We start from the raw sequence: 22,797 nt of genomic DNA on the forward strand, positions 1-22,797 counted from the left end.
TTGTTTTTTATTTTTTTAATATTTTCGATAAAACTCCAAAGACTCCTCTTATAAATGTAGCGCTTGTAACAACTTTAAGAACTGATTTTGTAACCACTTCGGTAGTGCTGGGTTCTGTTTTTGAAGGTTTAGCCGGAGCTTGCTTTTCTTGTTCTGTAGCTGCGTTTGCGGCCTCTTCAATTTTTTTGTTCAGAATTTCGTAGGCACTTTCACGATCGATTTCTTCACTATATTTTTTTACTAATTTGGATTTGTTGTTTATTTCTTCAATTTCATCAGAAGTTAAAATATCCATTCGGCTTTGAGGAGCGCGCAACATGGTTGCAACCAATGGAGTCGGAACTCCTTTTTCGCTCAAAGCAGTCACCAGTGCTTCCCCAATTCCTAAGCTTGTAAGCAATTCATCGGTTTTATAATATTCAGAAGTTGGATAATTATCTGCTGTTTTTTTAATTGCCTGACGGTCATTTGCGGTAAAAGCCCTAAGGGCATGCTGAATTTTTAATCCCAGCTGCGCCAAAACACCACTTGGAACGTCCATCGGATTCTGTGTTATGAAATAAATACCAATGCCTTTAGAACGAATTAGTTTTACAATCGTTTCAATTTGCTCTAACAAGACTTTGCTGGCTTCATTAAAAATTAAATGGGCCTCATCGATAAAAATAACTAATTCAGGTTGTTCAGGATCTCCTTTTTCGGGCATTTGCTGATAAATTTCCGCGAGTAGGCTTAACATAAAGGTAGAGAACAATTTGGGTTTATCCTGAATATCGGTCAGGCGAATGATATTTACGTATCCTTTTCCATTTTCATCAATTCGCATCAAGTCATCGATTTCAAAAGATAATTCTCCAAAAAACAAATCGCCTCCCTGTTGCTCGAGTTCAATTATTTTTCTTAAAATAGTTCCTGTTGTAGAGGTTGAGATTTTTCCATAATTTTCTTCAATTTCCTCTTTGCCTTCTTCTGTAATATAGTTGATGATTTTTTTAATGTCCTTTAAGTCTAATAAAGGCATGTTTTTGTCATCACAATATTTGAAAATTACAGCAACGACGCCAGCCTGTGTATCATTAAGATCTAAAATCCTTGAAAATAATACGGGGCCAAATTCAGAAACAGTGGCACGCAAACGTACGCCGTTTTGTTTAGATAATGACATTAGCTCAACAGGAAAAGCAGCTATAGTATAAGGTAGGTTTATTTTAGCATGACGTTCCGTAATAAAACCTTCTTCTTTTCCTTCTTTTGCAATACCGCTAAAATCACCTTTTATGTCCATCATCAGAACAGGAATTCCTGCATTTGAAAGCTGCTCGGAAAAAACCTGGATTGTTTTTGTTTTACCTGTACCGGTAGCACCTGCTATGAGTCCGTGACGATTTAAAGTTTTTAAAGGTACCTTTACATGTGTTCCCGGTATTGCTTCTCCGTCCAGAATGGCGCCACCTAAAATGATGCTGTCTCCTTTAAAAGAATATCCTTTATTTATATCCTCAATAAAACTGTCCTTTTTATTCATTTTTTGTTTGTGATTTAGATGATTATAAGAGTATTGCTTAGGGTTTAATAGTTTTGATGTGATTTTTTTAACACTAAAGTCCTTTTTTTAGTTGAAAATAATGTAAAAAAAAATTTCGCAACATTTTAAGAAGATAGCAAAGGAATATTTGAATATTTACTAAAACGTTGTAATTTTTCCATAAATCGACCTTTTTTTTGGTTTATTAAAAAAATGATGAGGGCAATTTAATGAGAACTTTTTTAAATTCAAGTTAAATTTGCTTCAATTAAATTAAAAAAAGTTTTTTTATTTAAACTAAACGTATAAATTTGCTACCCTACAAGTTAAATTATAACTAAAAATAAAAATTATTTAAAACTATTAAAATTAAAAAAAATGGCAAACGTTAAAGCTAAAAAAGAGAGCACTTCAAATGGGGGAGGAATGGTTTCAGGGATTATTATTGTGGCGTGTATCATAGTTGGAATTATTATCTGGAAATACGTTATGGGATCTCCTGCTAACTTTGAAGGAGGTAATCCAGAAACAGGTCACCCAATCAATACACTTGGAATGGTATATAAAGGAGGTTTTATTGTACCTGCATTATTAGGTATGTTTTTAATGGTTGTTGTTTTTTCTATTGAAAGATTTATCGTTATTTCAAAAGCTGCAGGTAAAGCTAACTTAGATACATTCATGAAAAATGTACAAGGAAGTATTAAGGAAGGAAACATCGAGGCTGCTATCGCTTCATGTGACAAACAACAAGGTTCTGTTGCAAATGCAATTAAATCTGCTTTGATTAAATATCAGGACGTTAAAAAAGAAGGATTCAACAGTGAAGAAGCTTCAGAAGTAATCCACAAAGAAATTGAAGAGGCAACTTCATTAGAAATGCCAATGTTAGAGAAAAACATGACGATCATCTCTACTTTAGTATCATTAGGAACATTAGGAGGATTATTAGGAACTGTATCTGGTATGATTAAAGCGTTTGGTGCGTTAGCTTCTGCTGGTACTCCGGATCAGGCTGCTCTTGCAACAGGTATCTCTGAGGCACTTATCAACACGGCAACAGGTATCTCTACTTCTGTATTAGCAATCATTTCTTACAACTTCTTTACTGCTAAAATTGACGATTTAACTTACTCTATCGACGAGGCTGGTACTACAATCGTTAATACTTACAGAAAATTCAGAGGAAGCTTAAGACAATAATTAATTTTTGATAATAATTGCAATTAATTATCAAAATAAAATAAAAAGAGAATGGCTAAAATAAAAATGAAAAAAAAGTCAACATCGACAGATATGACTGCCATGTGTGATGTTGCGTTCCTTTTGCTTACGTTCTTTATTTTGACCGCTACTGCTAAGGTGCCAGAGGCACTTCCTGTTGATACTCCATCATCTACTGTACAAACTAAACTGCCGGATTCAGATTTGGCTATTATCTCAGTAGGTAAAGGAAAAGACGGAAAAAGCAAAGTGTTTTTTGATCTAAAAGGAAGAGAGTTGCGTAAAAAAACTCTTGAAGGAATGGGGAATAAATTAGGCGTTTCTTTTTCAGATCAGGATAAAGAGAAATTTGCACTAATGGATGACTTTGGTGTACCTCTTGCAAATCTAAAGCAGATTATCGATATGAAAGCTGCTGACAGAAGTAAGGCTAATCAGCCAGGTATTCCGATTGATTCTTTAAACAATCAATTAAAAGAATGGCTTTTAGTTTCAAGAAGAGCTGCGATTGATTTAGATGATAAGGAATTGCAGATTGCAATAAAAGGAGATGCTAAAGAAGATTATCCACAAATCAAAAAGATTATGGATATCTTACAAGATCAGAAAGTTAATACCTTTAACTTGGTTACAGGTATGAGAGGGAAAGATTTTTAATTAAAAAAGATACACTAAAATGGCTGAATTAAATACCGGCGACGGTGGCGGCGGGAAAGGTGGCAAAGTAAGAAGTAAAAAGCAAAACTCTAAAGTCGATTTAACGGCAATGGTAGATTTGGCGTTCTTATTAATCACGTTCTTTATGTTGACCACGACGTTGTCAAAACCTCAATCGATGAGTTTAGGTTTGCCAGATAAAGATGAGGATGAAACTAAAAATAAGAACATAAAAGTTGATGAAAAACGTACTATGACCATTATGATGGGTGAGAATAATAAACTTATCTATTATATGGGATTATTAGATTCTCCTATAGCTGGACCTAAAGATATCGCTTATGGAAAAGACGGTATTCGTAAAGAATTACTGGCTCGTAAAAAGTCTGTAATTGAATACACAGGAAATAAGGATAAAGGTATCATTGTAATCATCAAGCCGGGTAAAAAATCTAAGTATAAAAACTTAGTAGATATTTTGGATGAAATGGCTATTACAGGAGTTGGAACTTATGCAATTGTTAATGACTTTCAACCTAAAGAAACAGAATTGTTAGAGAAAAAATAAAAGCAATTTTATTTTGTCAATAACCTAATAATTAAGAAATATGAAATTAGATATTATTAAAAATCAGTGGCTTGATATCGTATTCGAAGGACGTAATAAGATATATGGAGCATACGAGCTGAGAAAGTCAAATACAAAAACTACGGTAAGAGCACTTATCATTGGTTCTGTTATTTTCAGCTTAGCTATTGCTGCCCCTCTTATTGCCAGCTTTTTACCTGAGTCAGGGGAAGACGAAGTAAATAACGATATTAAAATTACGACGGTAAAATTACCGCCTAAGCCAAAAGAGCCGGTAAAACCAAATTTGCCACCTCCACCACCACCACCACCAAAAGTGGATCAGGTGAAATTTGTTAAGCCAGTAGTGGCTAAGACTGAGGAGATTACCGAGGAACCACCAAAAATTGTGGATCTTAAGGAAAAGAAAATCGGTTCTGAAACGATCAAAGGTGATCCGGATGCAGTTTTAACTGTTGATGAGCCAGTAGGTAAAGGTCCGGTTGCTGAAATCGTTCAGGAAGACAACAACGTATACAACACAGCTGGTATCGAAGTAAAACCAGACTTTCCTGGAGGAATGGAGAAATTCTACAAATTCGTAGGAAACAACTATAAGACTCCGGAAGAAGAAGGTTTAAAAGGTAAAGTATATGTTACTTTTGTAGTTGAAAAAGATGGTTCATTAACAGATATTAAAGTATTGAGAGATATCGGTTACGGAACTGGAGCAGAAGCTATCAGGGTTCTTAAAAAATGCCCAAAATGGACTCCAGGCGAACAAAATGGTAAAAAAGTAAGGGTACTTTACTCTCTACCAATTACTATTCAATCTGCAGAATAATGTTAAAAAATATACTTAATAGTATTCAGAAGAAATCGCTCAAAGAGCGATTTCTTCTCGTTTTAGGAATATTGTTTTTTTTAATTTATCTTGTACTGGGTTTAATGATTATGTTTTGGAAGAAGCTGCCATTGAACATGGATCCTATGTACAGATACGCATTTGGTATCTTATTGATAGTATATTCCGCAATTCGATTTTTGAGATTAATAAATTCTAACACTGAATAAGTATGTTAAAGAATGTTAAAGTTTTGGGCTTAGTCATTTTTATTTTGTTGTTTGCAATGTGTAATCAAAAAAGTAAAAGTGATTCTAATAATGAAACAATTTTAAAAGGAACAATAGAAATTGCAGTTGATGAAACTGTGAAGCCAATTGTGGATGATCAGGTTGCTGTTTTTGAAGGGACATATTATAATGCCAAAGTAAATACTAAGGCTAAATCTGAAGCGGAAGTGATTAATGATCTGCTGAATGTAAAAACTAAGGTTGCTATTACAGCTAGAGATTTAACTCGGGCAGAAAAAGATAAATTTATAAAGCTTAAAATAAATCCAAGAGTTACACCGTTTGCGATTGATGCGATCGCTTTTATTTCCAATAAGAGCAATAAAGATACACTAATTGCGTTGAAAACTGTAATTGATTTTATGAAAGGAATACCAAGTTCTGGAATAAAAGGACTTGTATTTGATAATCCTAACTCAAGTACAGTACGTTACATCAAAGATTTGGCTAAAGTTAAAGATATTCCTGCTGACGGTGTTTTTTCTTTTAAAACTAACGATGAAGTAATAAAATTTGTTTCAGAAAATGATGGAATGATAGGTGTAGTAGGAGTTAATTGGCTTTCACAGCCTGCTCCCGAAATGCAGGATGTAGTTCATAATATAAGCGTTCTGAGTGTTAAAGGAGAGAAAGATAATAATTATTACAGTCCTACTCAGAATGACATTGCTGAAGGTAAATATCCTTTGGCACGTGAATTGTATATCATAAATTGTCAAGGATATACAGGATTAGGAATGGGTTTTGCTTCCTTCATTGCCGGAGACATTGGTCAGCGTATTGTTTTGAAGTCTGGACTAATGCCTGTTAAAACTCCGGGAAGAAAACTCCAGATTAGAAATCAGATTACAAACGATAAAGAAAATAATTAATTACAATAAAGATGAACAAATTCAAAATTTTAAGTCTTGCCTTAGTTGCTTCAGCTTCTGTTGTAAAAGCGCAAGATATCAAAGAGGCTAAAAAGGCAATCGATGCAGAACAATTTCAGAAAGCAAAGTCTTTACTGAAATCAATCATAAAAGCCAAACCTTCTGATGGTGAAGCTAACTTTGTTTTAGGGAATATATATTTAAATGAAAGTGTAGTTGACTCTGCTAAAATCTATTATTTAAATGGGCTAGAGGCATCAGATAAAAAGAATTTAAATTATATTGGATTAGGTCAGCTAGACTTGGATCAGAAAAATGCTGCTGCTGCCCAGGCTAATTTCGGCTTGGCAACAAAAGATATGAAACGTAAAGATGTAGAAGAATTTATTTATATCGGACGTGCCTACATTAATTCTGATAATCCAGATTACAATAATGCTATCGCTGTTCTTAAGCGTGCTTTGGCGATTGAACCACAAAATGCGACTGCTCTTTTAGCAATTGGGGATGCGTATTATGGCGCGAATAATCAGAATGATGCTTATAAAGCATATCGTGATGCCTTTACTGCTGATCCGACACTTTTAAGAGCAAAAATGCAATTAGGAGTTTTATTGAAAGGAGCCAAATCATATGATGAAGCAATAAAATCATTTAATGAGGTTATTGCTTTAGATGCTAATTATGGACCTGTTTACAGAGAGTTGGCTGAAACATATTACAAATGGGCAAGAAATAAGCCATCAACTGCAAAGGTGAATTTACAAAATGCAATTACAAATTACGAAAAGTATTTAAGTCTGACAGACTATTCTTTAGATTCTAAAATGCGTCATGCAGATTTCTTAATCTTGGTCAAAGATTATAAAAAACTTGAAGAGGTTGCAAATAAAATGATTGCAGAGGATAAAGTGAATCCTAGAATTTTCAGATATTTGGGTTATGCTGCATATGAAAACGGAAACCCTGATGTGGCGATTAAATCTATTGAGGACTTTATTAAAGTGCCAACTAATAAAGTAATTGGAAGAGATTATTTATATTTAGGTTTGTCTAAAATTAAAAAAGGAACAAATGCCGAAGGTGTTGTAGATCAGGCTGCTTTTGATGCTGGTTTTGCTGATATCAAAAAAGCAATTGAATTAGAGCCTTTAGTTGTAGAAGAGCTTGCAGATTTTGGAAAAGCTTTATTCGGGAAAAAACAATATGCTCTGGCTGCCGCTATTTTTGAACTTGGAGCTGCTAACACTGAATCTAAGAATTATTTAGATGACTCCGTATATTATGGAATTTCTGTTTACTACGGGAATGCTGGAAAACCGGCAGAGAGCCGTGATAAAGCCGCTTTAGCAAATGCAGATGCTACTTTTGACAAAATTTTAGTAGCTTCTCCTACTTATGATGAGGCTTACATTTACAAAGCCAGAATCAACAGTTTATTGGATAAAGATGATTTGATTATTAAGTATTATACAGAGTATATTAATAAAATTACTGCTAAAGGAGCTGAAGAATTAGCTAAACCTGCGACAGTTAAAAAAATTGTTGAGTCTTATAATTCAATTGGTGCTGCTTATGCCAATACAGACAAAGCGAAAGCTGTTGAATACTTCAATAAAACTTTAGCCTTAGATCCTGCAAATACTTATGCAGCTCAATCTGTGAAAGCTTTGAAATAGTAAAATACAATTATTAAAATATAAAACCGATAGTTTTCAAAAGCTATCGGTTTTTTTGTTCCATATTTAATTGACTATCTTTGCACTTTAAAATAAAATAATGTTATCAAAAGAAATACAATTAGAAGTAAATAAAGGAGCAATGTTGCCTTTGATGGAAGAATTTTATACTATCCAGGGAGAAGGTTTTCACACAGGAACAGCTGCTTACTTCATAAGAATTGGGGGTTGTGATGTAGGATGTCATTGGTGTGATGTGAAAGAAAGCTGGAATGCAGAATTGCATCCGCCAACAAATGTGGATTTAATTGTAAAAAATGCTTCAGTTTATGCTGATACGGTTGTTGTTACAGGCGGTGAGCCTCTAACATGGGATATGAGTTTGCTTACAGGTAAATTAAAAGATAAAAATTTAAAAGTTCATATAGAAACGTCAGGTGCTTATCCTTTATCTGGTTCATGGGATTGGATTTGCCTTTCTCCTAAAAAAAATAAATTACCAACCCAGACTGTTTATGATAATGCAGATGAGCTAAAAGTAATTATTCATAATAAGCATGATTTTATTTTTGCTGAAGAACAGGCAGAATTGGTAAATAGCAACGCAATTTTATTTCTACAGCCGGAATGGAGCAAAAAAGAGGAAATGACTCCTTTGATTGTAGAATATGTAATGAATAATCCAAAATGGAGAGTTTCCTTACAGACACATAAGTATTTGAATATTCCATAAAACAAAAAAATCTCTTTGTCTGAAGAGATTTTTTTTTGTTTTAGATTATTCTAAATAATGTTTATTTCCAGTTTTTATATTTTTTTAAAGATGTAATGTGAGCTAAATGATGATTTCCATGCCAAGAATATAATCCAATGATTTGTTTTAGACTGATTTCTGATTTGCTCTCAGGATGAATAAAAGACTTTTTTAAATCGGTTTCGGATAAACTTTTCAGGAGATAAGCTATTCTAAAATGCAATCCACTTAATAAATTCAGCGTAGGCTCGATTGGCATTTGTAGATTATCAGGGAGTTCACTCCATAAAGTCTCATCATAAGCTTTTATTATTGGATTATTTTCAGTCAAAGTCCATTTAATTCTGATAAAACAATTCATATGGCTCTCTGCGCAATGATGAATTACTTGGCGAATAGTCCAGCCTCCAGGACGGTATGGAGTATTCAGCTGTTCATTGGTTAAATGAATGGTTTCTTTTTTAAGTCTTTCAGGAAAAGTTGCTATTTCTTCTATTTTGCTTGAAATGTATCCCGAGGTATATTCTGCAGGAATTTCAAATTTCCCTAAAGGATATTTTAGTTTTTCCAAATCTAATTCTTCCATAAAGTATTTTTTTAAATTGTTAAATAGATAGTCTGGCTAAATAATCATAATGATCACCTTCTAGAATCAGTTCACATTTAAGCCCATTTGCAGTCGCAGCATTCTGAAGTGTATTGTAATCTAAATAAAGCCAGTCGAAAGGTTCTCCTTTTTCTCCTTTATAAGATATAGTAAAGACAAGTTCACCATAATAATCGTTATCGGACGGAATCCATTTTCCTCCATCTTCATCTTCATCAAACATATAAATGATGTCTGAACTGTCTATCAAAATTTGACCGCCCTCGTTTAAAAGTGATTTTAGTTTAGATAAATATTTATTGCAGTTCTGTAATTTTCCGAAAATCCCCGTGCCGTTCATTAGCAAAAGTATCGTGTCAAATTTTTCTCCCTCAAAATCTAATATATTTAAAGTTTTGGCATTTTCTATACCTCGCAATTTACAAGTTTCAATTGCTTTTTCTGAAATATCAATCGAAGTCACATCTAATTTGCGGTCTTTTTGCAGTGAAAGGCTATGACTTCCGGCTCCGCAGCCAACATCTAAAGTCTTTCCGAAAGCCAATTGTAAAGCTTTTTGTTCTAATTTCGGCATGTCTTTATAAGAGCGGAACAGATAGGCAACGCTCATTTCATCTTCTTCTGAAATTGAAGTCTCGGTAATAATGTCTTCTGGTGAATTATTAGTTTGAAAATCAAACATGGCTTTTCCGAAAAGATCTTTCATTGTAATTTAGTTCAAAGTTTAAGGTTTGGAATTTAAAGTTGTTTAATTTTGCAGATATATTTAATGAATACTCTTGAAACAAATTTTAAATAACTTAAATAAGTTAGCCAAAGATAAGCATATCGAAAATAAAAAGTATTTTGATAAGCTGAAAAAGAAACAGCCTAAGAATTTAGATTATGTTATGCAGGATTTGCATGATGCAGAATTTAAAAAAACAGATTGTTTGCAGTGTGCCAATTGTTGTAAAACGACCGGTCCATTATTTACTTTGGCAGATATTGAGAGAATATCAAAATCTTTCAGGCAAAAACCACAACAATTTATTGAACAGTATCTTCGAATTGATGAAGACAACGATTATGTTTTAAAAAGTGTTCCCTGTACTTTTCTGGATAATGAAAATTACTGCATGATTTATGATGTTCGACCAAAAGCATGTAGAGAATTTCCGCATACCGATAGAAAAAAGTTTCATCAAATAGCAGATCTTACTTTGAAGAATGTAGCAATTTGCCCTGCTGCTTATAATATTGTGGAAGAAATGAAGAAGAAAATGCCATTATGATAGGCTTAAATAATTTGTAATTGTTCCGCGTTACAATTCTTTTTTACTTTTTAAAATGTATTTTTACTGAGAGAAATAAACTGATTTTATAAATATAATAGAACTTATAAATTGAACCTCGAATATTTTATAGCTAAAAGACTTATCACTGCTAAAGATTATAAAAGTAGTATCTCGGCTCCTATTATAAAAATTGCTATTTCGGCTATAGCTATTGGTATTATCATGATGTTGGTTTCAGTTGCTACCGGTATCGGATTACAGCAAAAAATTCGGGACAAAGTTTCCGCTTTCAACGGTCAGATCATTATTTCGAATTATGACAATAATAATTCTGATGTAACATTGATTCCTGTTTCTAAAAATCAGGATTTCTATCCTGATTTCAAATCAGTTCCTGAGGTAAGTCATATCCAGGCAATCGCAAGTAAAGCCGGAATCATCAGAACCGAAAATGCTTTCGAGGGAATTGTTTTCAAAGGAGTTGGATCAGATTATGACTGGAATAATATAAAAGAATATCTAGTAGAGGGAAAGTTACCGGATTTTTCTAAATCATTAAATGAAGATGTTATAATCTCTAGATTTCTTGCAGACAGATTAAATTTAAAAGTAGGCGATAGCTTTAATACTTTTTTTATTAAAGATGAACAAGGGAAGATGCCCAATAGTCGCCGATTCAAAATTACGGGTATTTTTAATTCCGGTTTTCAGAATTTTGACGCAACTTATATAATTGGTGATATTCGTCATATTCAGAGAATTAATAAATGGGCTTCTGATCAGGTTGGTGCATTCGAAATTTTTGTAAAAGATTTCGATAATATTAAAACTACAGGAAATGAAATCTATGAACAAACTTCCTCAAGTTTAGATACAAAAACCATAATTGAGAAGTACAGTTATATATTCGATTGGCTTCAGCTTTTTGATTTCAATATTATTGTTATTTTGGCTGTCATGATTTTGGTTGCAACAATAAATATGGTAGTTGCTTTATTGGTGCTTATTTTGGAACGTACACAAATGATAGGTATTTTAAAGGCTTTAGGTGCTAACAATTGGACAGTTCGAAAAATATTTTTGTACAATGCCTTCTATCTTATAATACGAGGATTGTTTTGGGGCAACTTAATTGGTATTTCAATATTGTTAATTCAGCAGCAATTTGGTATTATCCAATTGAATCCAGAAAACTATTATGTCAATCAGGCACCAGTTTATATAAATTGGGTTTATGTGGTTTTATTGAATTTAATGACCGTTACGATTTGTTTCTTAGTATTATTAATTCCATCCTATATAATAACAAAGATTTCTCCGGTAAAAGCAATCCGTTTTGATTAACTAACATATATGAGTAATTGAGAGCCCGGCAGTGTTTTTAAAACTCTCCGGCTTTATTATTATATATCTAGAAATAAAATGTTCGGATTATTGTGTTCGAAACTCTTTTAAGATTTTATTTAATAAGGAGTTGTTTCCCGCTATTGGTTTCAATCTTTTGCTTTTTAAAGAAAAAAGCAAAAGTATTTTCACTTCTATCGGGGCTATGAAGTGCTTTTTAAAGAGAAATAGCTGTAGAAAAGATATAATCAAAGCTTTTCAGGGTGAAAAGAAGTTTTTTCAAAACATAACTTTTGTTAAGCAAACAGTATTAAAGATTAAAAACTCCTCAAAAACGGAATTCAAAAAGCATGCTGAAATAAGGGAAAATCAGTTTAAAATAGAAAAAACTTACAATTTTTCAAAAAAGTCTAATCTGTAAGGAATTTGTTATGAGTTAGTTAATAAAAAAGGTTTAAAAATATTGAAAAAATATAAAAAAAAAGAGTTGTAAATGTAAATAAAGGTGTTACTTTTGCACCCGCAATAACGAAAGACGTTCACTGAAATACTGGCAAGCATGCTGATTGAGAGAAAAGAGATTTTCAAAAAAAAGATTAGAAAAAGCTTGCGAGATTTGAAAAATGCTTTTACATTTGCACCCCGCAAAACACGGAAAGTTCGTTGAGAGATTGAAAGAAAAAGGAGAAAAAAGAAACGAAAAAAAAGTTTCAATTTTTTTAAATTTTTCTTGCAGGAAACAAAAAGAATTTTTACTTTTGCACCCGCTTTGAGAAACAAACGATAAGCGAAAAAAATAAAGAAAATTACGTTCGTAGACATATTGAATTGACAGCCGTTTTAACAGAGATGTTAGGACAAAAGAATAAGAGTAATGGAATCGATAGATTAGGGAAGAACCGATAGATATTCATCGCAATATAATATTAAAATATACGATGAAGAGTTTGATCCTGGCTCAGGATGAACGCTAGCGGCAGGCTTAACACATGCAAGTCGAGGGGTAGAAGTCTTCGGGCTTTGAGACCGGCGCACGGGTGCGTAACGCGTATGCAATCTACCTTTTACAGGGGGATAGCCCAGAGAAATTTGGATTAATACCCCATAGTATAGTGAGTTGGCATCAACCTACTATTAAAGTCACAACGGTAAAAGATGAGCATGCGTCCCATTAGCTAGATGGTAAGGTAACGGCTTACCATGGCTACGATGGGTAGGGGTCCTGAGAGGGAGATCCCCCACACTGGTACTGAGACACGGACCAGACTCCTACGGGAGGCAGCAGTGAGGAATATTGGACAATGGGCGCAAGCCTGATCCAGCCATGCCGCGTGCAGGATGACGGTCCTATGGATTGTAAACTGCTTTTGTACGAGAAGAAACACTCCTTCGTGAAGGAATTTGACGGTATCGTAAGAATAAGGATCGGCTAACTCCGTGCCAGCAGCCGCGGTAATACGGAGGATCCAAGCGTTATCCGGAATCATTGGGTTTAAAGGGTCCGTAGGCGGTTTAGTAAGTCAGTGGTGAAAGCCCATCGCTCAACGGTGGAACGGCCATTGATACTGCTGAACTTGAATTATTAGGAAGTAACTAGAATATGTAGTGTAGCGGTGAAATGCTTAGAGATTACATGGAATACCAATTGCGAAGGCAGGTTACTACTAATGGATTGACGCTGATGGACGAAAGCGTGGGTAGCGAACAGGATTAGATACCCTGGTAGTCCACGCCGTAAACGATGGATACTAGCTGTTGGGCGCAAGTTCAGTGGCTAAGCGAAAGTGATAAGTATCCCACCTGGGGAGTACGAACGCAAGTTTGAAACTCAAAGGAATTGACGGGGGCCCGCACAAGCGGTGGAGCATGTGGTTTAATTCGATGATACGCGAGGAACCTTACCAAGGCTTAAATGTAGATTGACCGTTTTGGAAACAGAACTTTCGCAAGACAATTTACAAGGTGCTGCATGGTTGTCGTCAGCTCGTGCCGTGAGGTGTCAGGTTAAGTCCTATAACGAGCGCAACCCCTGTTGTTAGTTGCCATCGAGTCAAGTCGGGAACTCTAACAAGACTGCCAGTGCAAACTGTGAGGAAGGTGGGGATGACGTCAAATCATCACGGCCCTTACGCCTTGGGCTACACACGTGCTACAATGGCCGGTACAGAGAGCAGCCACTGTGTGAGCAGGAGCGAATCTATAAAGCCGGTCACAGTTCGGATCGGAGTCTGCAACTCGACTCCGTGAAGCTGGAATCGCTAGTAATCGGATATCAGCCATGATCCGGTGAATACGTTCCCGGGCCTTGTACACACCGCCCGTCAAGCCATGGAAGCTGGGGGTGCCTGAAGTCGGTGACCGCAAGGAGCTGCCTAGGGTAAAACTGGTAACTAGGGCTAAGTCGTAACAAGGTAGCCGTACCGGAAGGTGCGGCTGGAACACCTCCTTTCTAGAGCCTCATATGTTAGTGGATACACACGTTGGGGATAAAAGATGATTATTTATAAAGTTCTGAATTGAAAGATTTGATTACTCTTGCTGTTAATTTAAAAAAATAATGAAAATTAAGTAAAAACAGAGTCTCGTAGCTCAGCTGGTTAGAGTACTACACTGATAATGTAGGGGTCGGCAGTTCGAGTCTGCCCGGGACTACTATTTAACTTAAAAAAAAGGAAATTTTAGAGGTTGAGTAACCGTTTTAAGTACTGTTAACTAAAAACTGTTAACTGACAACTAAAAAATGGGGGGATTAGCTCAGCTGGCTAGAGCGCCTGCCTTGCACGCAGGAGGTCAACGGTTCGACTCCGTTATTCTCCACGAAATAATTGAAAATTATCAATTGATAATTATTAATTGTTAAAGTTCATTGACATATTGAGATAAGAAAAAATTAAAAAGTAGAAAGCGTTTTTTATTATTAGTAGTAATACAAATAAAAGAAAACAAAAAAAACGGTCTTGTTTTAAGTAACAAGATTGGTACAATAAGCAAAATAAGGGCGTATGGGGGATGCCTAGGCTCTCAGAGGCGATGAAGGGCGTGATAAGCTGCGAAAAGCTGCGGGTATGGGCACACACCATTTGATCCGCAGATACCCGAATGGGGCAACCCACTATGTTGAAGACATAGTACACCGATAGGTGGGCAAACCCGCTGAACTGAAACATCTAAGTAGGCGGAGGAGAAGAAAACAAAAGTGATTCCGTAAGTAGTGGCGAGCGAACGCGGATTAGCCCAAACCAATGTTGTTATGGCAATGTTGGGGTTGTAGGACCACGATATTTTATGTACACGGAACCAGAAGTTACTGGAAAGTAGCGCCAAAGAGGGTGATAGCCCCGTATGGGTAACAAGTATAATAGATAGTGGTATCCTGAGTAGGGCGGGGCACGTGAAACCCTGTCTGAATTTGGCGGGACCATCCGCTAAGGCTAAATACTCCTGAGAGACCGATAGTGAACCAGTACCGTGAGGGAAAGGTGAAAAGAACCGTGAATAACGGAGTGAAATAGATCCTGAAACCATACGCTTACAAGCGGTCGGAGCCCTTTGGTGGGGTGACGGCGTGCCTTTTGCATAATGAGCCTACGAGTTAACGTTGCTGGCAAGGTTAAGTGATTAAGTCACGGATCCGTAGCGAAAGCGAGTCTGAATAGGGCGCTTTAGTCAGTAGTGTTAGACGCGAAACCGTGTGATCTACCCATGGGCAGGATGAAGCGCTGGTAACACAGTGTGGAGGTCCGAACCGGTTGACGTTGAAAAGTCTTCGGATGACCTGTGGGTAGGGGTGAAAGGCCAATCAAACTCGGAAATAGCTCGTACTCCCCGAAATGCATTTAGGTGCAGCGCTGATAATAGTTATATAGAGGTAGAGCTACTGATTGGATGCGGGGGCTTCACCGCCTACCAATTCCTGACAAACTCCGAATGCTATATAATGTTTTACAGCAGTGAGGGCTTGGGTGCTAAGGTCCAAGTCCGAGAGGGAAAGAACCCAGACCATCAGCTAAGGTCCCCAAATATATGCTAAGTTGAAAGAACGAGGTTTGTCTGCCCAGACAGCTAGGATGTTGGCTTGGAAGCAGCCATTCATTTAAAGAGTGCGTAACAGCTCACTAGTCGAGCGGACGAGCATGGATAATAATCGGGCATAAGCATATTACCGAAGCTATGGATTTACAGTTTACTGTAAGTGGTAGGGGAGCATTCCAGCAGGGTTGAAGGTGTATCGTAAGGTATTCTGGACTGGCTGGAAAAGAAAATGTAGGCATAAGTAACGATAATGCGGGCGAGAAACCCGCACACCGAAAAACTAAGGTTTCCACAGCTATGCTAATCAGCTGTGGGTTAGTCTGGTCCTAAGGCGAACCCGAAAGGGACAGTCGATGGCCAACGGGTTAATATTCCCGTACTACTAATTACTGTGATGGGGTGACGGAGTGATGAAAGCGCCGCGAACTGACGGAATAGTTCGTTAAAGTACCTAGCTATATTCTCTATAGGCAAATCCGTAGAGAATGGTGAAATACGATAGTACTCGGAGTCTTCGGACAAAGAGATAGTGCGCCTAAGGGCTTCCAAGAAAAACCTCTAAACTTCAGGTAATTAGTACCAGTACCGTAAACCGACACAGGTAGTTGAGGAGAGAATCCTAAGGTGCTCGAGAGATTCATGGCTAAGGAATTAGGCAAAATAGACCCGTAACTTCGGGAGAAGGGTCGCCCCGAGCAATCGGGGCCGCAGTGAAGAGGTCCAGGCGACTGTTTATCAAAAACACAGGGCTCTGCAAAATCGTAAGATGAAGTATAGGGCCTGACACCTGCCCGGTGCTGGAAGGTTAAGAGGAGATGTTATCTTCGGAGAAGCATTGAATTGAAGCCCCAGTAAACGGCGGCCGTAACTATAACGGTCCTAAGGTAGCGAAATTCCTTGTCGGGTAAGTTCCGACCTGCACGAATGGTGTAACGATCTGGACACTGTCTCAGCCATGAGCTCGGTGAAATTGTAGTAACGGTGAAGATGCCGTTTACCCGCAGTGGGACGAAAAGACCCTGTGCACCTTTACTATAGCTTAGTATTGACCTTGGATAAATGATGTGTAGGATAGGTTGGAGACTATGAAGCGGCGTCGCCAGGCGTTGTGGAGTCATTGTTGAAATACAACCCTTTGTTTATCTGAGGCCTAACTCTTCGAAGAAGAGGACAGTGCTTGGTGGGTAGTTTGACTGGGGTGGTCGCCTCCAAAAGAGTAACGGAGGCTTCTAAAGGTTCCCTCAGTACGCTTGGTAACCGTGCGAAGAGTGCAATGGCATAAGGGAGCTTGACTGAGAGACATACAGGTCGATCAGGTACGAAAGTAGAGCATAGTGATCCGGTGGTTCCGCATGGAAGGGCCATCGCTCAAAGGATAAAAGGTACGCCGGGGATAACAGGCTGATCTCCCCCAAGAGCTCATATCGACGGGGGGGTTTGGCACCTCGATGTCGGCTCGTCACATCCTGGGGCTGGAGAAGGTCCCAAGGGTTGGGCTGTTCGCCCATTAAAGTGGCACGCGAGCTGGGTTCAGAACGTCGTGAGACAGTTCGGTCTCTATCTACTGTGGGCGTTAGAAATTTGAGTGGATCTGATTCTAGTACGAGAGGACCGAATTGGACTAACCTCTAGTGTATCTGTTGTCCCGCCAGGGGCACCGCAGAGTAGCTACGTTGGGAAGGGATAAGCGCTGAAAGCATATAAGCGCGAAACCCACCACAAGATGAGATTTCTTTTAAGGATCGTGGAAGATGACCACGTTGATAGGCTATAGATGTAAAGGCAGTAATGTCATAGTCGAGTAGTACTAATAATCCGTAAGCTTATGTACACCCTTTTCCTCCCGTGTAAAAGACGGGAGGGAAGCACTTTCTAATAGAATAATAGTTTTCTTTATCTCAGTATGTTAAGATATTGTCCGTACGCGGAAAGTAACTAGTAAAGAGTAAGTAGTGATTAGCTTAAAAACTAATTACTAAGCACTAAGGACTAATTACTAACAACCTTAAGGTGGTTATTGCGGCGGGGCTCACCTCTTCCCATTCCGAACAGAGAAGTTAAGCCCGCCAGCGCAGATGGTACTGCAGTTTTGTGGGAGAGTATGTCGTCGCCTTTCTTTTGAAAACCCTATTCTGAAAAAGAATAGGGTTTTTTGTTTAAAATGAGGTACCTTAGCTCAGATGGTAGAGCAATGGACTGAAAATCCATGTGTCCCTGGTTCGATCCCTGGAGGTACCACAAAATGCTCGGATGGTGAAATTGGTAGACACGCTGGACTTAAAATCCAGTGGACAGCAATGTCCGTGCGGGTTCAAGTCCCGCTCTGAGTACAAATCCCTAAAAAAACGCAATTACTATAACTTAAGTAATTGCGTTTTTTTGTTTTATGAAAGCTTTTAAATAATCAAAGGATGAGATATTCCTAAATTATTATGTAAACTAAGGATCAAAGCAAAAACCTGTGGGGATGCAAAAATTAAGCATAAATATTAGTTAGCCTAAAAAGGAAGTATTCTATATTTCTAACACCTCTAAATTTTGATCTAAATGCTTTTATTTTGGCATTGAATGATTCTGCAGAAGCATTAGTACTTCTGTTATCAAAATAATTTAAGATGGTTTGATAATGATTCATAATTGTACGAGAGATTGTACCGAAAGACTTTTGTGATTAAAACGGAGTCAGGAGAGGGATAGGAAGAAGCTACCGAAGTAGCCTGGATAGCCCGACCGCATTATAAAAAGGGACTTATAAGCGGTAAGTTTGGAAGTCCCTTTTTATTATGGGGGCTCCCCATAATAAAATTAGTATTTAAAAAAGATAAAATGCTTTAATCAAACAAATAAAATCTAAGAAGAGTTTTAATGATTTAAATATGTGCTATTAGAAAAGAGATAATTTATATAGATCCACTTTTGTAATAGAACCTTTTCGTATTTCTAGATTCCTAAACGAAAATCTTTTACACTTTTTTGTTCTAAGTAAATATCTTCGAAATAACTTGTTGTTCCTATATCTACCGGGCATTGTGCACTGATTCCTGTCCAAATTTCTGCAGGATAATTGTTTTTATATAAACGAACCATTTGCCAATTTTTATTGTCAAGCGAATAATAGCTGGCAACTGTTTCTGTATCTGATGAAATTTTCATGTAAACAGTTTTTGCATTGACAACATCATGGTTATTATCGTCTGAGGTTCCTATGGTACGAACTGTTACAATTCTGTGATTACCGCGTTCATCCTGCTCAAAGCAAAATTTTTGATAAAAACTGTCGTTTACATATAGGTATAATACACCAGCATTGTATAAACCGTTTTTAGTGAATTTCGGGCTTATTTTTGCTGTTAACGTAAAGGGTTTTGTGTTATCAACTCTAGATAAAAGAATAGGTGCCGAATTATTTGATAGTTTATTATTTGGATCTGAGAAATAATCCTTTTTCTCTCCCACATGAAATAGTATGTTTTCTTTATTATCTACTTTTGCTAGCGTATCAGCTCCATTAATTGATTTTGTAAAATGTATTTGGCTTAGTTTGATATCGCATGGAACTCCACGGACAATCGCTGAGTCTTTTGGTTTTGTTGCAGTATTTTTCGCTGTTTTATTTTCTTTGGAAACATTATTACAACCTGTAAATAAAATAATTTGAAATAGACTGTAACAGATAAGGGATTTAGATTTCATAAATGTTTTTGTTAAAAGTATAAATAGTCTAACTTAGTTTTTCAAATTTACATTTTGCTTCTAATAACGGCAATACGTAAAATTAACCAAATTTATTTGAACCACTATGACAGACAGATCCATTGAAGATCAGTTAACTTCTACTTTATTGAAACAAACTTTTTTGGATGAAGAAGCGTTAGATGTAGAAGATTATAAAAAAATGGCTGCTGCTTATGTATCTATAGAGCAATGTGTCGCTGTACTTTCGGATTTTCAGGCTGACTGTAGTTATATTTATGCGGGTAATTTTGGTAAATTGCTCGGACTCTCAGGTGATTTGTTTATTGATTCTGCTTTTGAAGACTGCATATTTGATAAGCTAAATTCGGAGGATGTGCTCGAACGCCATGCTTTAGAACTTCATTTTTTTCAATACCTTAAAAATCTGCCTGAAGAAGAATATAGAAATTACAGTACTTTTAGCCGTTTACGTTCTTCTGATGAGACTAACATGCATTATATTAATCATCGGACGATGTATCTTAAAAGATCACCAAATGGGAGTATTTTATTTGCATTGTGTTTGTATGCACCATCAACTAACTCAGAATTTAGAAACGGTATTGAAGGTAAAATTGTAAATATTAAAACAGGAGAAATCATATCATCTGAAAAATATAAACCTTATACAGAAAGCCTGCTTTCTAAAAGAGAATTAGAAATTCTGGCTCATGTAGCAAAGGGAAGCAATAGTGATCAGATTGCAAACTTGTTAAATATTTCGGTTTATACAGTTCGTCGTCACAGACAGAATATAATTCAAAAACTGCAGGTTGCGAATACAACCGAAGCTTTAAAAACAGCTTTCGTTATGGGACTAATAAATGTATAAGTTTGAAAATATAAAAACCTTTAAACGTTATGAGCTTAAAGGTTTTTATGTTTTTTATTAGTTAAATGCTTTTTCAAAATTTGAATCGGCATTTTTGGCTTTTTTTGAAGGTAAGACAGAATCGCATTTGTCTTTTTCAATTACAGGATTCCAGTCTCCTTCAAGATTACTTGCAGTTGTTGTGTTGGCTGCAAATATTTTTTCTTTGGTATATTCTTCGGCCTCGGTTTTATTTAGCTGTTTAGACCATGCTATTCGATTATCAGATTTTGAACCTGGGCCAAAAGAATTGTATTCCGTATAAAAACTCGTTTTCCAATTGTCGTATCCTTTATGTTCTGGATCTTTTGACCAAATTGACCAGCCTTCGGGAATAATGATTGATTCCAGGTATGAATTAATAAAAACCGTATTTGCACCAGCTCCCCATGGTCTTCCAAGTGACACTTTTGAAACAGCTGCTTTTGGATATTTCATTATCAAACAGTTTTTAAATACAAAGCCATATTGGCTTTTTCCGGCTTCATGGTTTCCGGCAGTGATATAAGAGTCTTTTCGACATTGGATAACACAGTTTTCAAACAAGGCTATCCCTGCGCCAAAAATAAAGTCTGTCGTTCCATCAATGATACAATCTTTGATATAGGTTCTCTTATTTGCTTTAAGATAAAAAGTATCCTGAAAACCGCTCATTTTGCATTTGTGAAATATTGTTCTATCGCCATTTAACATTAAAGCTACAGCCTGACCACCTTTTTTATACTCAGGGAGCTCACTACTAATGGTATTTTCAAAAGTGATGTTTTCTGCAAAAAAATCATCCGATTCAATCAATACACTAAAAGACTTGCTGGTGCCTCCTGCAATTTCAGCATAATCATCAAAAGTGAGAATGGTAGTTTTGTATGATTCACCTATAAGTTTTACTTTTTTGTTTTTAGTTAATTTTAGTTTTTCTTTATAAGTGCCGGGCTTTATAAAAATGATTGTCTGTTTAGTATTATTATCAGGTACAGCATTAAAAGCATCCTGAACTTTAGTATAATTACCGCTTCCATCAGCAGCCACTACAATATCATAAGCAGTTTTGTTTTTTTGGGCGTATAAAACCACGTTGAAACTAATGAGCAAGAAGTAAAAAGGAAGTAGCGTTTTTTTCATATTAGATTTGAATGATATCAGTTAAAAAATAAATTTCCAAGGAACAAATTTTGAACCTTGGAAATTTATAAAAATAATTGAAATTGAACTAAGAAACGATGCTTTTTACTTTATGCCCAAATATTCCGAAATAAAGAATAATCACGAAACATACTAGCGGAATTATATAACCAGACTGAATATCGTCATGTTTCATGTCAATTAAAGTTCCCATTGCATAAGGAAGGATTGCTCCACCCACAATAGACATTACCAGCCAGGATGAGCCAGTTTCTGTATTAGATTTTAAACCTACTAATCCTAAAGAAAAGATAGTTGGGAACATAATAGACATAAAGAATCCAATTCCGCCTAAGGCATAAATGACTATAATTCCTGATCCGTAAATCGCTACTAAGCAAAGCAAAGCACTAATTATACAATAGATAGAAAGTAAAACATAGTCTTTGACAAATTTCAAAAAGAATGTTCCACTAAAACGACCTATCATAAACAGAAGTCCATATATGCCAAGGTAATAAGCAGCTGTTTTTTCATCTAATCCAGCTTCTTTTTGAGCTATTCGGACAAAAAAGCTAGTTACACATACCTGTGCTCCAACATAAAAAAACTGTGCTACAACTGCCCAACTTAAATGAGAGAATTTTAAAACAGAGAAAAAACCTGGTTTAACTTCGTTTTCTGTTTGTTTAGACTTCATTGATGGCAAATGCATAAAATAAAATATTATAGCTACCAAGACCAGAACACTGCCTAAAATAATATAAGGCAATTTTACTGCCGAAGCCTCTTCTAATAAGTAGGCTGTTTTTGCCGTATCTGGCATTTCGGCCATCTCTGCTGGGGTGTAGTTAATTCCTGAAAGTATAAAAATACCTCCCAAAATGGGGCCTAACATGGCTGCTAAACCATTAAATGAGGCAGCCAGATTTAATCTAAATGAAGAAGATTCTGCAGGACCTAAAATAGCTGCATAAGGATTGGCACTGGTTTCTAAAATAGTCAAGCCACAACCAATTACAAATAAGGCAAACAAAAATAATTCATAAGTTCTGCTGTTTGCGGCAGGTACAAAAAGAAAAGCTCCAATTGCGAAAACTAATAATCCAGTGATAATACTGTTTTTATAACCAAATCGTTTAATAAGCATTCCAGAGGGAATCGCCATAATAAAATAAGCAAAATAGATAGACGTATCAATCAATGTTGATTCTCTGTTGTTGAGCTGACAGGCTTTTTTTAGATGTGGAATCAAAATACCGTCAAGTCCGTGCGCCATTCCCCAAAGGAAAAATAAGCTGGTAATTAAAATAAAAGGCAAAAGATATTGATTTCCTTTTCCGCCTTCTGTTGGAACTTCGTGTTGGTCTCCCGTTTGGTTGGTTACTTGCATAGT

General features: G+C 36.3%; 17 protein-coding genes, 4 tRNA genes, 3 rRNA genes and 1 pseudogene. 18 read left to right on the top strand and 7 right to left on the bottom strand.

From position 1 onward, the window contains the following. Positions 1-7: 7 nt before the first annotated feature. Positions 8-1,525, bottom strand: a complete 1,518-nt coding sequence (locus tag ACNC7R_RS02380) for a helicase HerA-like domain-containing protein (RefSeq protein WP_417939416.1) — start codon at positions 1,523-1,525, stop codon at positions 8-10. 378 nt (positions 1,526-1,903) lie between these two features. On the opposite strand from ACNC7R_RS02380, the gene ACNC7R_RS02385 reads away from it, so the two are divergent. From ACNC7R_RS02385 to ACNC7R_RS02420, 8 genes are all read left to right on the top strand, one after another. Beyond that, complete coding sequence (locus tag ACNC7R_RS02385) at positions 1,904-2,728, top strand: MotA/TolQ/ExbB proton channel family protein (protein ID WP_417939418.1); 825 nt, start codon at positions 1,904-1,906, stop codon at positions 2,726-2,728. A 51-nt stretch (positions 2,729-2,779) separates the two neighbouring features. Continuing rightward, the gene (locus tag ACNC7R_RS02390; protein WP_417939419.1) at positions 2,780-3,406 is read left to right on the top strand and encodes an ExbD/TolR family protein; all 627 of its coding nucleotides are present in this window, start codon (positions 2,780-2,782) and stop codon (positions 3,404-3,406) included. Positions 3,407-3,425: 19 nt separating this feature from the next. After that, positions 3,426-3,974, top strand: coding sequence for an ExbD/TolR family protein (locus ACNC7R_RS02395; RefSeq protein WP_417939421.1), 549 nt, complete (start codon positions 3,426-3,428; stop codon positions 3,972-3,974). A gap of 40 nt (positions 3,975-4,014) precedes the next feature. Next, positions 4,015-4,818, top strand: a complete 804-nt coding sequence (locus tag ACNC7R_RS02400) for an energy transducer TonB (protein WP_417939423.1) — start codon at positions 4,015-4,017, stop codon at positions 4,816-4,818. Then, a complete protein-coding gene (locus tag ACNC7R_RS02405) occupies positions 4,818-5,048 on the top strand; it encodes a hypothetical protein (RefSeq protein WP_278011280.1) in 231 nt (76 codons plus the stop codon). The genes ACNC7R_RS02400 and ACNC7R_RS02405 overlap by 1 nt, the downstream gene beginning before the upstream one ends. Positions 5,049-5,050: 2 nt before the next feature. Continuing rightward, positions 5,051-5,980 carry a PstS family phosphate ABC transporter substrate-binding protein gene (locus ACNC7R_RS02410; RefSeq protein ID WP_417939425.1) on the top strand — a complete coding sequence of 310 codons (930 nt, stop codon included), beginning with the start codon at positions 5,051-5,053 and terminating at the stop codon, positions 5,978-5,980. A gap of 11 nt (positions 5,981-5,991) precedes the next feature. Then, positions 5,992-7,659 (top strand): tetratricopeptide repeat protein, encoded by a 1,668-nt coding sequence (locus tag ACNC7R_RS02415; protein WP_417939427.1) that lies wholly within the window; start codon positions 5,992-5,994, stop codon positions 7,657-7,659. 100 nt (positions 7,660-7,759) lie between these two features. Further along, positions 7,760-8,392, top strand: a complete 633-nt coding sequence (locus ACNC7R_RS02420) for a 7-carboxy-7-deazaguanine synthase QueE (RefSeq protein ID WP_417939429.1) — start codon at positions 7,760-7,762, stop codon at positions 8,390-8,392. Positions 8,393-8,453: 61 nt separating this feature from the next. Here ACNC7R_RS02420 and ACNC7R_RS02425 read toward each other — a convergent pair whose 3' ends face one another. Beyond that, on the bottom strand, positions 8,454-8,999 hold the full coding sequence (locus tag ACNC7R_RS02425) for a YfiT family bacillithiol transferase (RefSeq protein ID WP_417939431.1): 546 nt from the start codon (positions 8,997-8,999) through the stop codon (positions 8,454-8,456). 19 nt (positions 9,000-9,018) lie between these two features. Beyond that, complete coding sequence (locus ACNC7R_RS02430) at positions 9,019-9,726, bottom strand: class I SAM-dependent methyltransferase (RefSeq protein WP_417939432.1); 708 nt, start codon at positions 9,724-9,726, stop codon at positions 9,019-9,021. 73 nt (positions 9,727-9,799) lie between these two features. Here ACNC7R_RS02430 and ACNC7R_RS02435 point away from each other — a divergent pair, with 73 nt between their 5' ends. From ACNC7R_RS02435 to ACNC7R_RS02475, 9 genes are all read left to right on the top strand, one after another. Continuing rightward, the gene (locus ACNC7R_RS02435) at positions 9,800-10,294 is read left to right on the top strand and encodes a YkgJ family cysteine cluster protein (protein WP_417939433.1); all 495 of its coding nucleotides are present in this window, start codon (positions 9,800-9,802) and stop codon (positions 10,292-10,294) included. 111 nt (positions 10,295-10,405) lie between these two features. Beyond that, complete coding sequence (locus ACNC7R_RS02440) at positions 10,406-11,641, top strand: ABC transporter permease (RefSeq protein WP_417939434.1); 1,236 nt, start codon at positions 10,406-10,408, stop codon at positions 11,639-11,641. 935 nt (positions 11,642-12,576) lie between these two features. Continuing rightward, positions 12,577-14,090 (top strand): 16S ribosomal RNA (locus ACNC7R_RS02445). A 129-nt stretch (positions 14,091-14,219) separates the two neighbouring features. Then, a tRNA-Ile gene (locus ACNC7R_RS02450) sits at positions 14,220-14,293 on the top strand. Positions 14,294-14,384: 91 nt separating this feature from the next. Then, positions 14,385-14,458, top strand: a tRNA-Ala gene (locus ACNC7R_RS02455). 164 nt (positions 14,459-14,622) lie between these two features. Further along, a 23S ribosomal RNA gene (locus tag ACNC7R_RS02460) occupies positions 14,623-17,504 on the top strand. A gap of 175 nt (positions 17,505-17,679) precedes the next feature. Continuing rightward, positions 17,680-17,789, top strand: a 5S ribosomal RNA gene (rrf, locus tag ACNC7R_RS02465). Together the 16S, 23S and 5S rRNA genes with 4 tRNA genes alongside form the textbook arrangement of a ribosomal RNA operon. A gap of 49 nt (positions 17,790-17,838) precedes the next feature. Then, positions 17,839-17,911: transfer RNA gene (locus tag ACNC7R_RS02470), tRNA-Phe, on the top strand. Between the two features lie 6 nt (positions 17,912-17,917). After that, positions 17,918-18,003, top strand: a tRNA-Leu gene (locus ACNC7R_RS02475). Between the two features lie 146 nt (positions 18,004-18,149). On the opposite strand, the pseudogene ACNC7R_RS02480 reads toward ACNC7R_RS02475, so the two are convergent. Together ACNC7R_RS02480 and ACNC7R_RS02485 are read right to left on the bottom strand one after the other, a co-directional pair. Further along, positions 18,150-18,326, bottom strand: a pseudogene (locus ACNC7R_RS02480) (transposase); the annotation flags it as partial. Positions 18,327-18,613: 287 nt separating this feature from the next. Beyond that, positions 18,614-19,366, bottom strand: coding sequence for a DUF1349 domain-containing protein (locus ACNC7R_RS02485; RefSeq protein ID WP_417939435.1), 753 nt, complete (start codon positions 19,364-19,366; stop codon positions 18,614-18,616). A gap of 106 nt (positions 19,367-19,472) precedes the next feature. Here ACNC7R_RS02485 and ACNC7R_RS02490 point away from each other — a divergent pair, with 106 nt between their 5' ends. After that, positions 19,473-20,240 carry a response regulator transcription factor gene (locus ACNC7R_RS02490; protein WP_417939436.1) on the top strand — a complete coding sequence of 256 codons (768 nt, stop codon included), beginning with the start codon at positions 19,473-19,475 and terminating at the stop codon, positions 20,238-20,240. A gap of 57 nt (positions 20,241-20,297) precedes the next feature. Here ACNC7R_RS02490 and ACNC7R_RS02495 read toward each other — a convergent pair whose 3' ends face one another. Next, on the bottom strand, positions 20,298-21,401 hold the full coding sequence (locus tag ACNC7R_RS02495; RefSeq protein WP_417939437.1) for a pectinesterase family protein: 1,104 nt from the start codon (positions 21,399-21,401) through the stop codon (positions 20,298-20,300). Positions 21,402-21,489: 88 nt separating this feature from the next. Continuing rightward, complete coding sequence (fucP, locus tag ACNC7R_RS02500; RefSeq protein ID WP_417939438.1) at positions 21,490-22,794, bottom strand: L-fucose:H+ symporter permease; 1,305 nt, start codon at positions 22,792-22,794, stop codon at positions 21,490-21,492. Between the last annotated feature and the right edge of the window lie 3 nt (positions 22,795-22,797).

It is taken from the genome of Flavobacterium adiutor (assembly GCF_048282555.1).
Taxonomy (GTDB): Bacteria; Bacteroidota; Bacteroidia; order Flavobacteriales; family Flavobacteriaceae; genus Flavobacterium.

Excerpts from the sequence above, each read along its gene's own strand:
- ACNC7R_RS02380 (WP_417939416.1), bottom strand. The coding sequence starts at position 1,525 with ATGAATAAAAAGGACAGTTTTATTGAGGATATAAATAAAGGATATTCT.
- ACNC7R_RS02385 (WP_417939418.1), top strand. The coding sequence starts at position 1,904 with ATGGCAAACGTTAAAGCTAAAAAAGAGAGCACTTCAAATGGGGGAGGA.
- ACNC7R_RS02390 (WP_417939419.1), top strand. The coding sequence starts at position 2,780 with ATGGCTAAAATAAAAATGAAAAAAAAGTCAACATCGACAGATATGACT.
- ACNC7R_RS02395 (WP_417939421.1), top strand. The coding sequence starts at position 3,426 with ATGGCTGAATTAAATACCGGCGACGGTGGCGGCGGGAAAGGTGGCAAA.
- ACNC7R_RS02400 (WP_417939423.1), top strand. The coding sequence starts at position 4,015 with ATGAAATTAGATATTATTAAAAATCAGTGGCTTGATATCGTATTCGAA.
- ACNC7R_RS02405 (WP_278011280.1), top strand. The coding sequence starts at position 4,818 with ATGTTAAAAAATATACTTAATAGTATTCAGAAGAAATCGCTCAAAGAG.
- ACNC7R_RS02410 (WP_417939425.1), top strand. The coding sequence starts at position 5,051 with ATGTTAAAGAATGTTAAAGTTTTGGGCTTAGTCATTTTTATTTTGTTG.
- ACNC7R_RS02415 (WP_417939427.1), top strand. The coding sequence starts at position 5,992 with ATGAACAAATTCAAAATTTTAAGTCTTGCCTTAGTTGCTTCAGCTTCT.
- ACNC7R_RS02420 (WP_417939429.1), top strand. The coding sequence starts at position 7,760 with ATGTTATCAAAAGAAATACAATTAGAAGTAAATAAAGGAGCAATGTTG.
- ACNC7R_RS02425 (WP_417939431.1), bottom strand. The coding sequence starts at position 8,999 with ATGGAAGAATTAGATTTGGAAAAACTAAAATATCCTTTAGGGAAATTT.
- ACNC7R_RS02430 (WP_417939432.1), bottom strand. The coding sequence starts at position 9,726 with ATGAAAGATCTTTTCGGAAAAGCCATGTTTGATTTTCAAACTAATAAT.
- ACNC7R_RS02485 (WP_417939435.1), bottom strand. The coding sequence starts at position 19,366 with ATGAAATCTAAATCCCTTATCTGTTACAGTCTATTTCAAATTATTTTA.
- ACNC7R_RS02490 (WP_417939436.1), top strand. The coding sequence starts at position 19,473 with ATGACAGACAGATCCATTGAAGATCAGTTAACTTCTACTTTATTGAAA.
- ACNC7R_RS02495 (WP_417939437.1), bottom strand. The coding sequence starts at position 21,401 with ATGAAAAAAACGCTACTTCCTTTTTACTTCTTGCTCATTAGTTTCAAC.
- fucP (WP_417939438.1), bottom strand. The coding sequence starts at position 22,794 with ATGCAAGTAACCAACCAAACGGGAGACCAACACGAAGTTCCAACAGAA.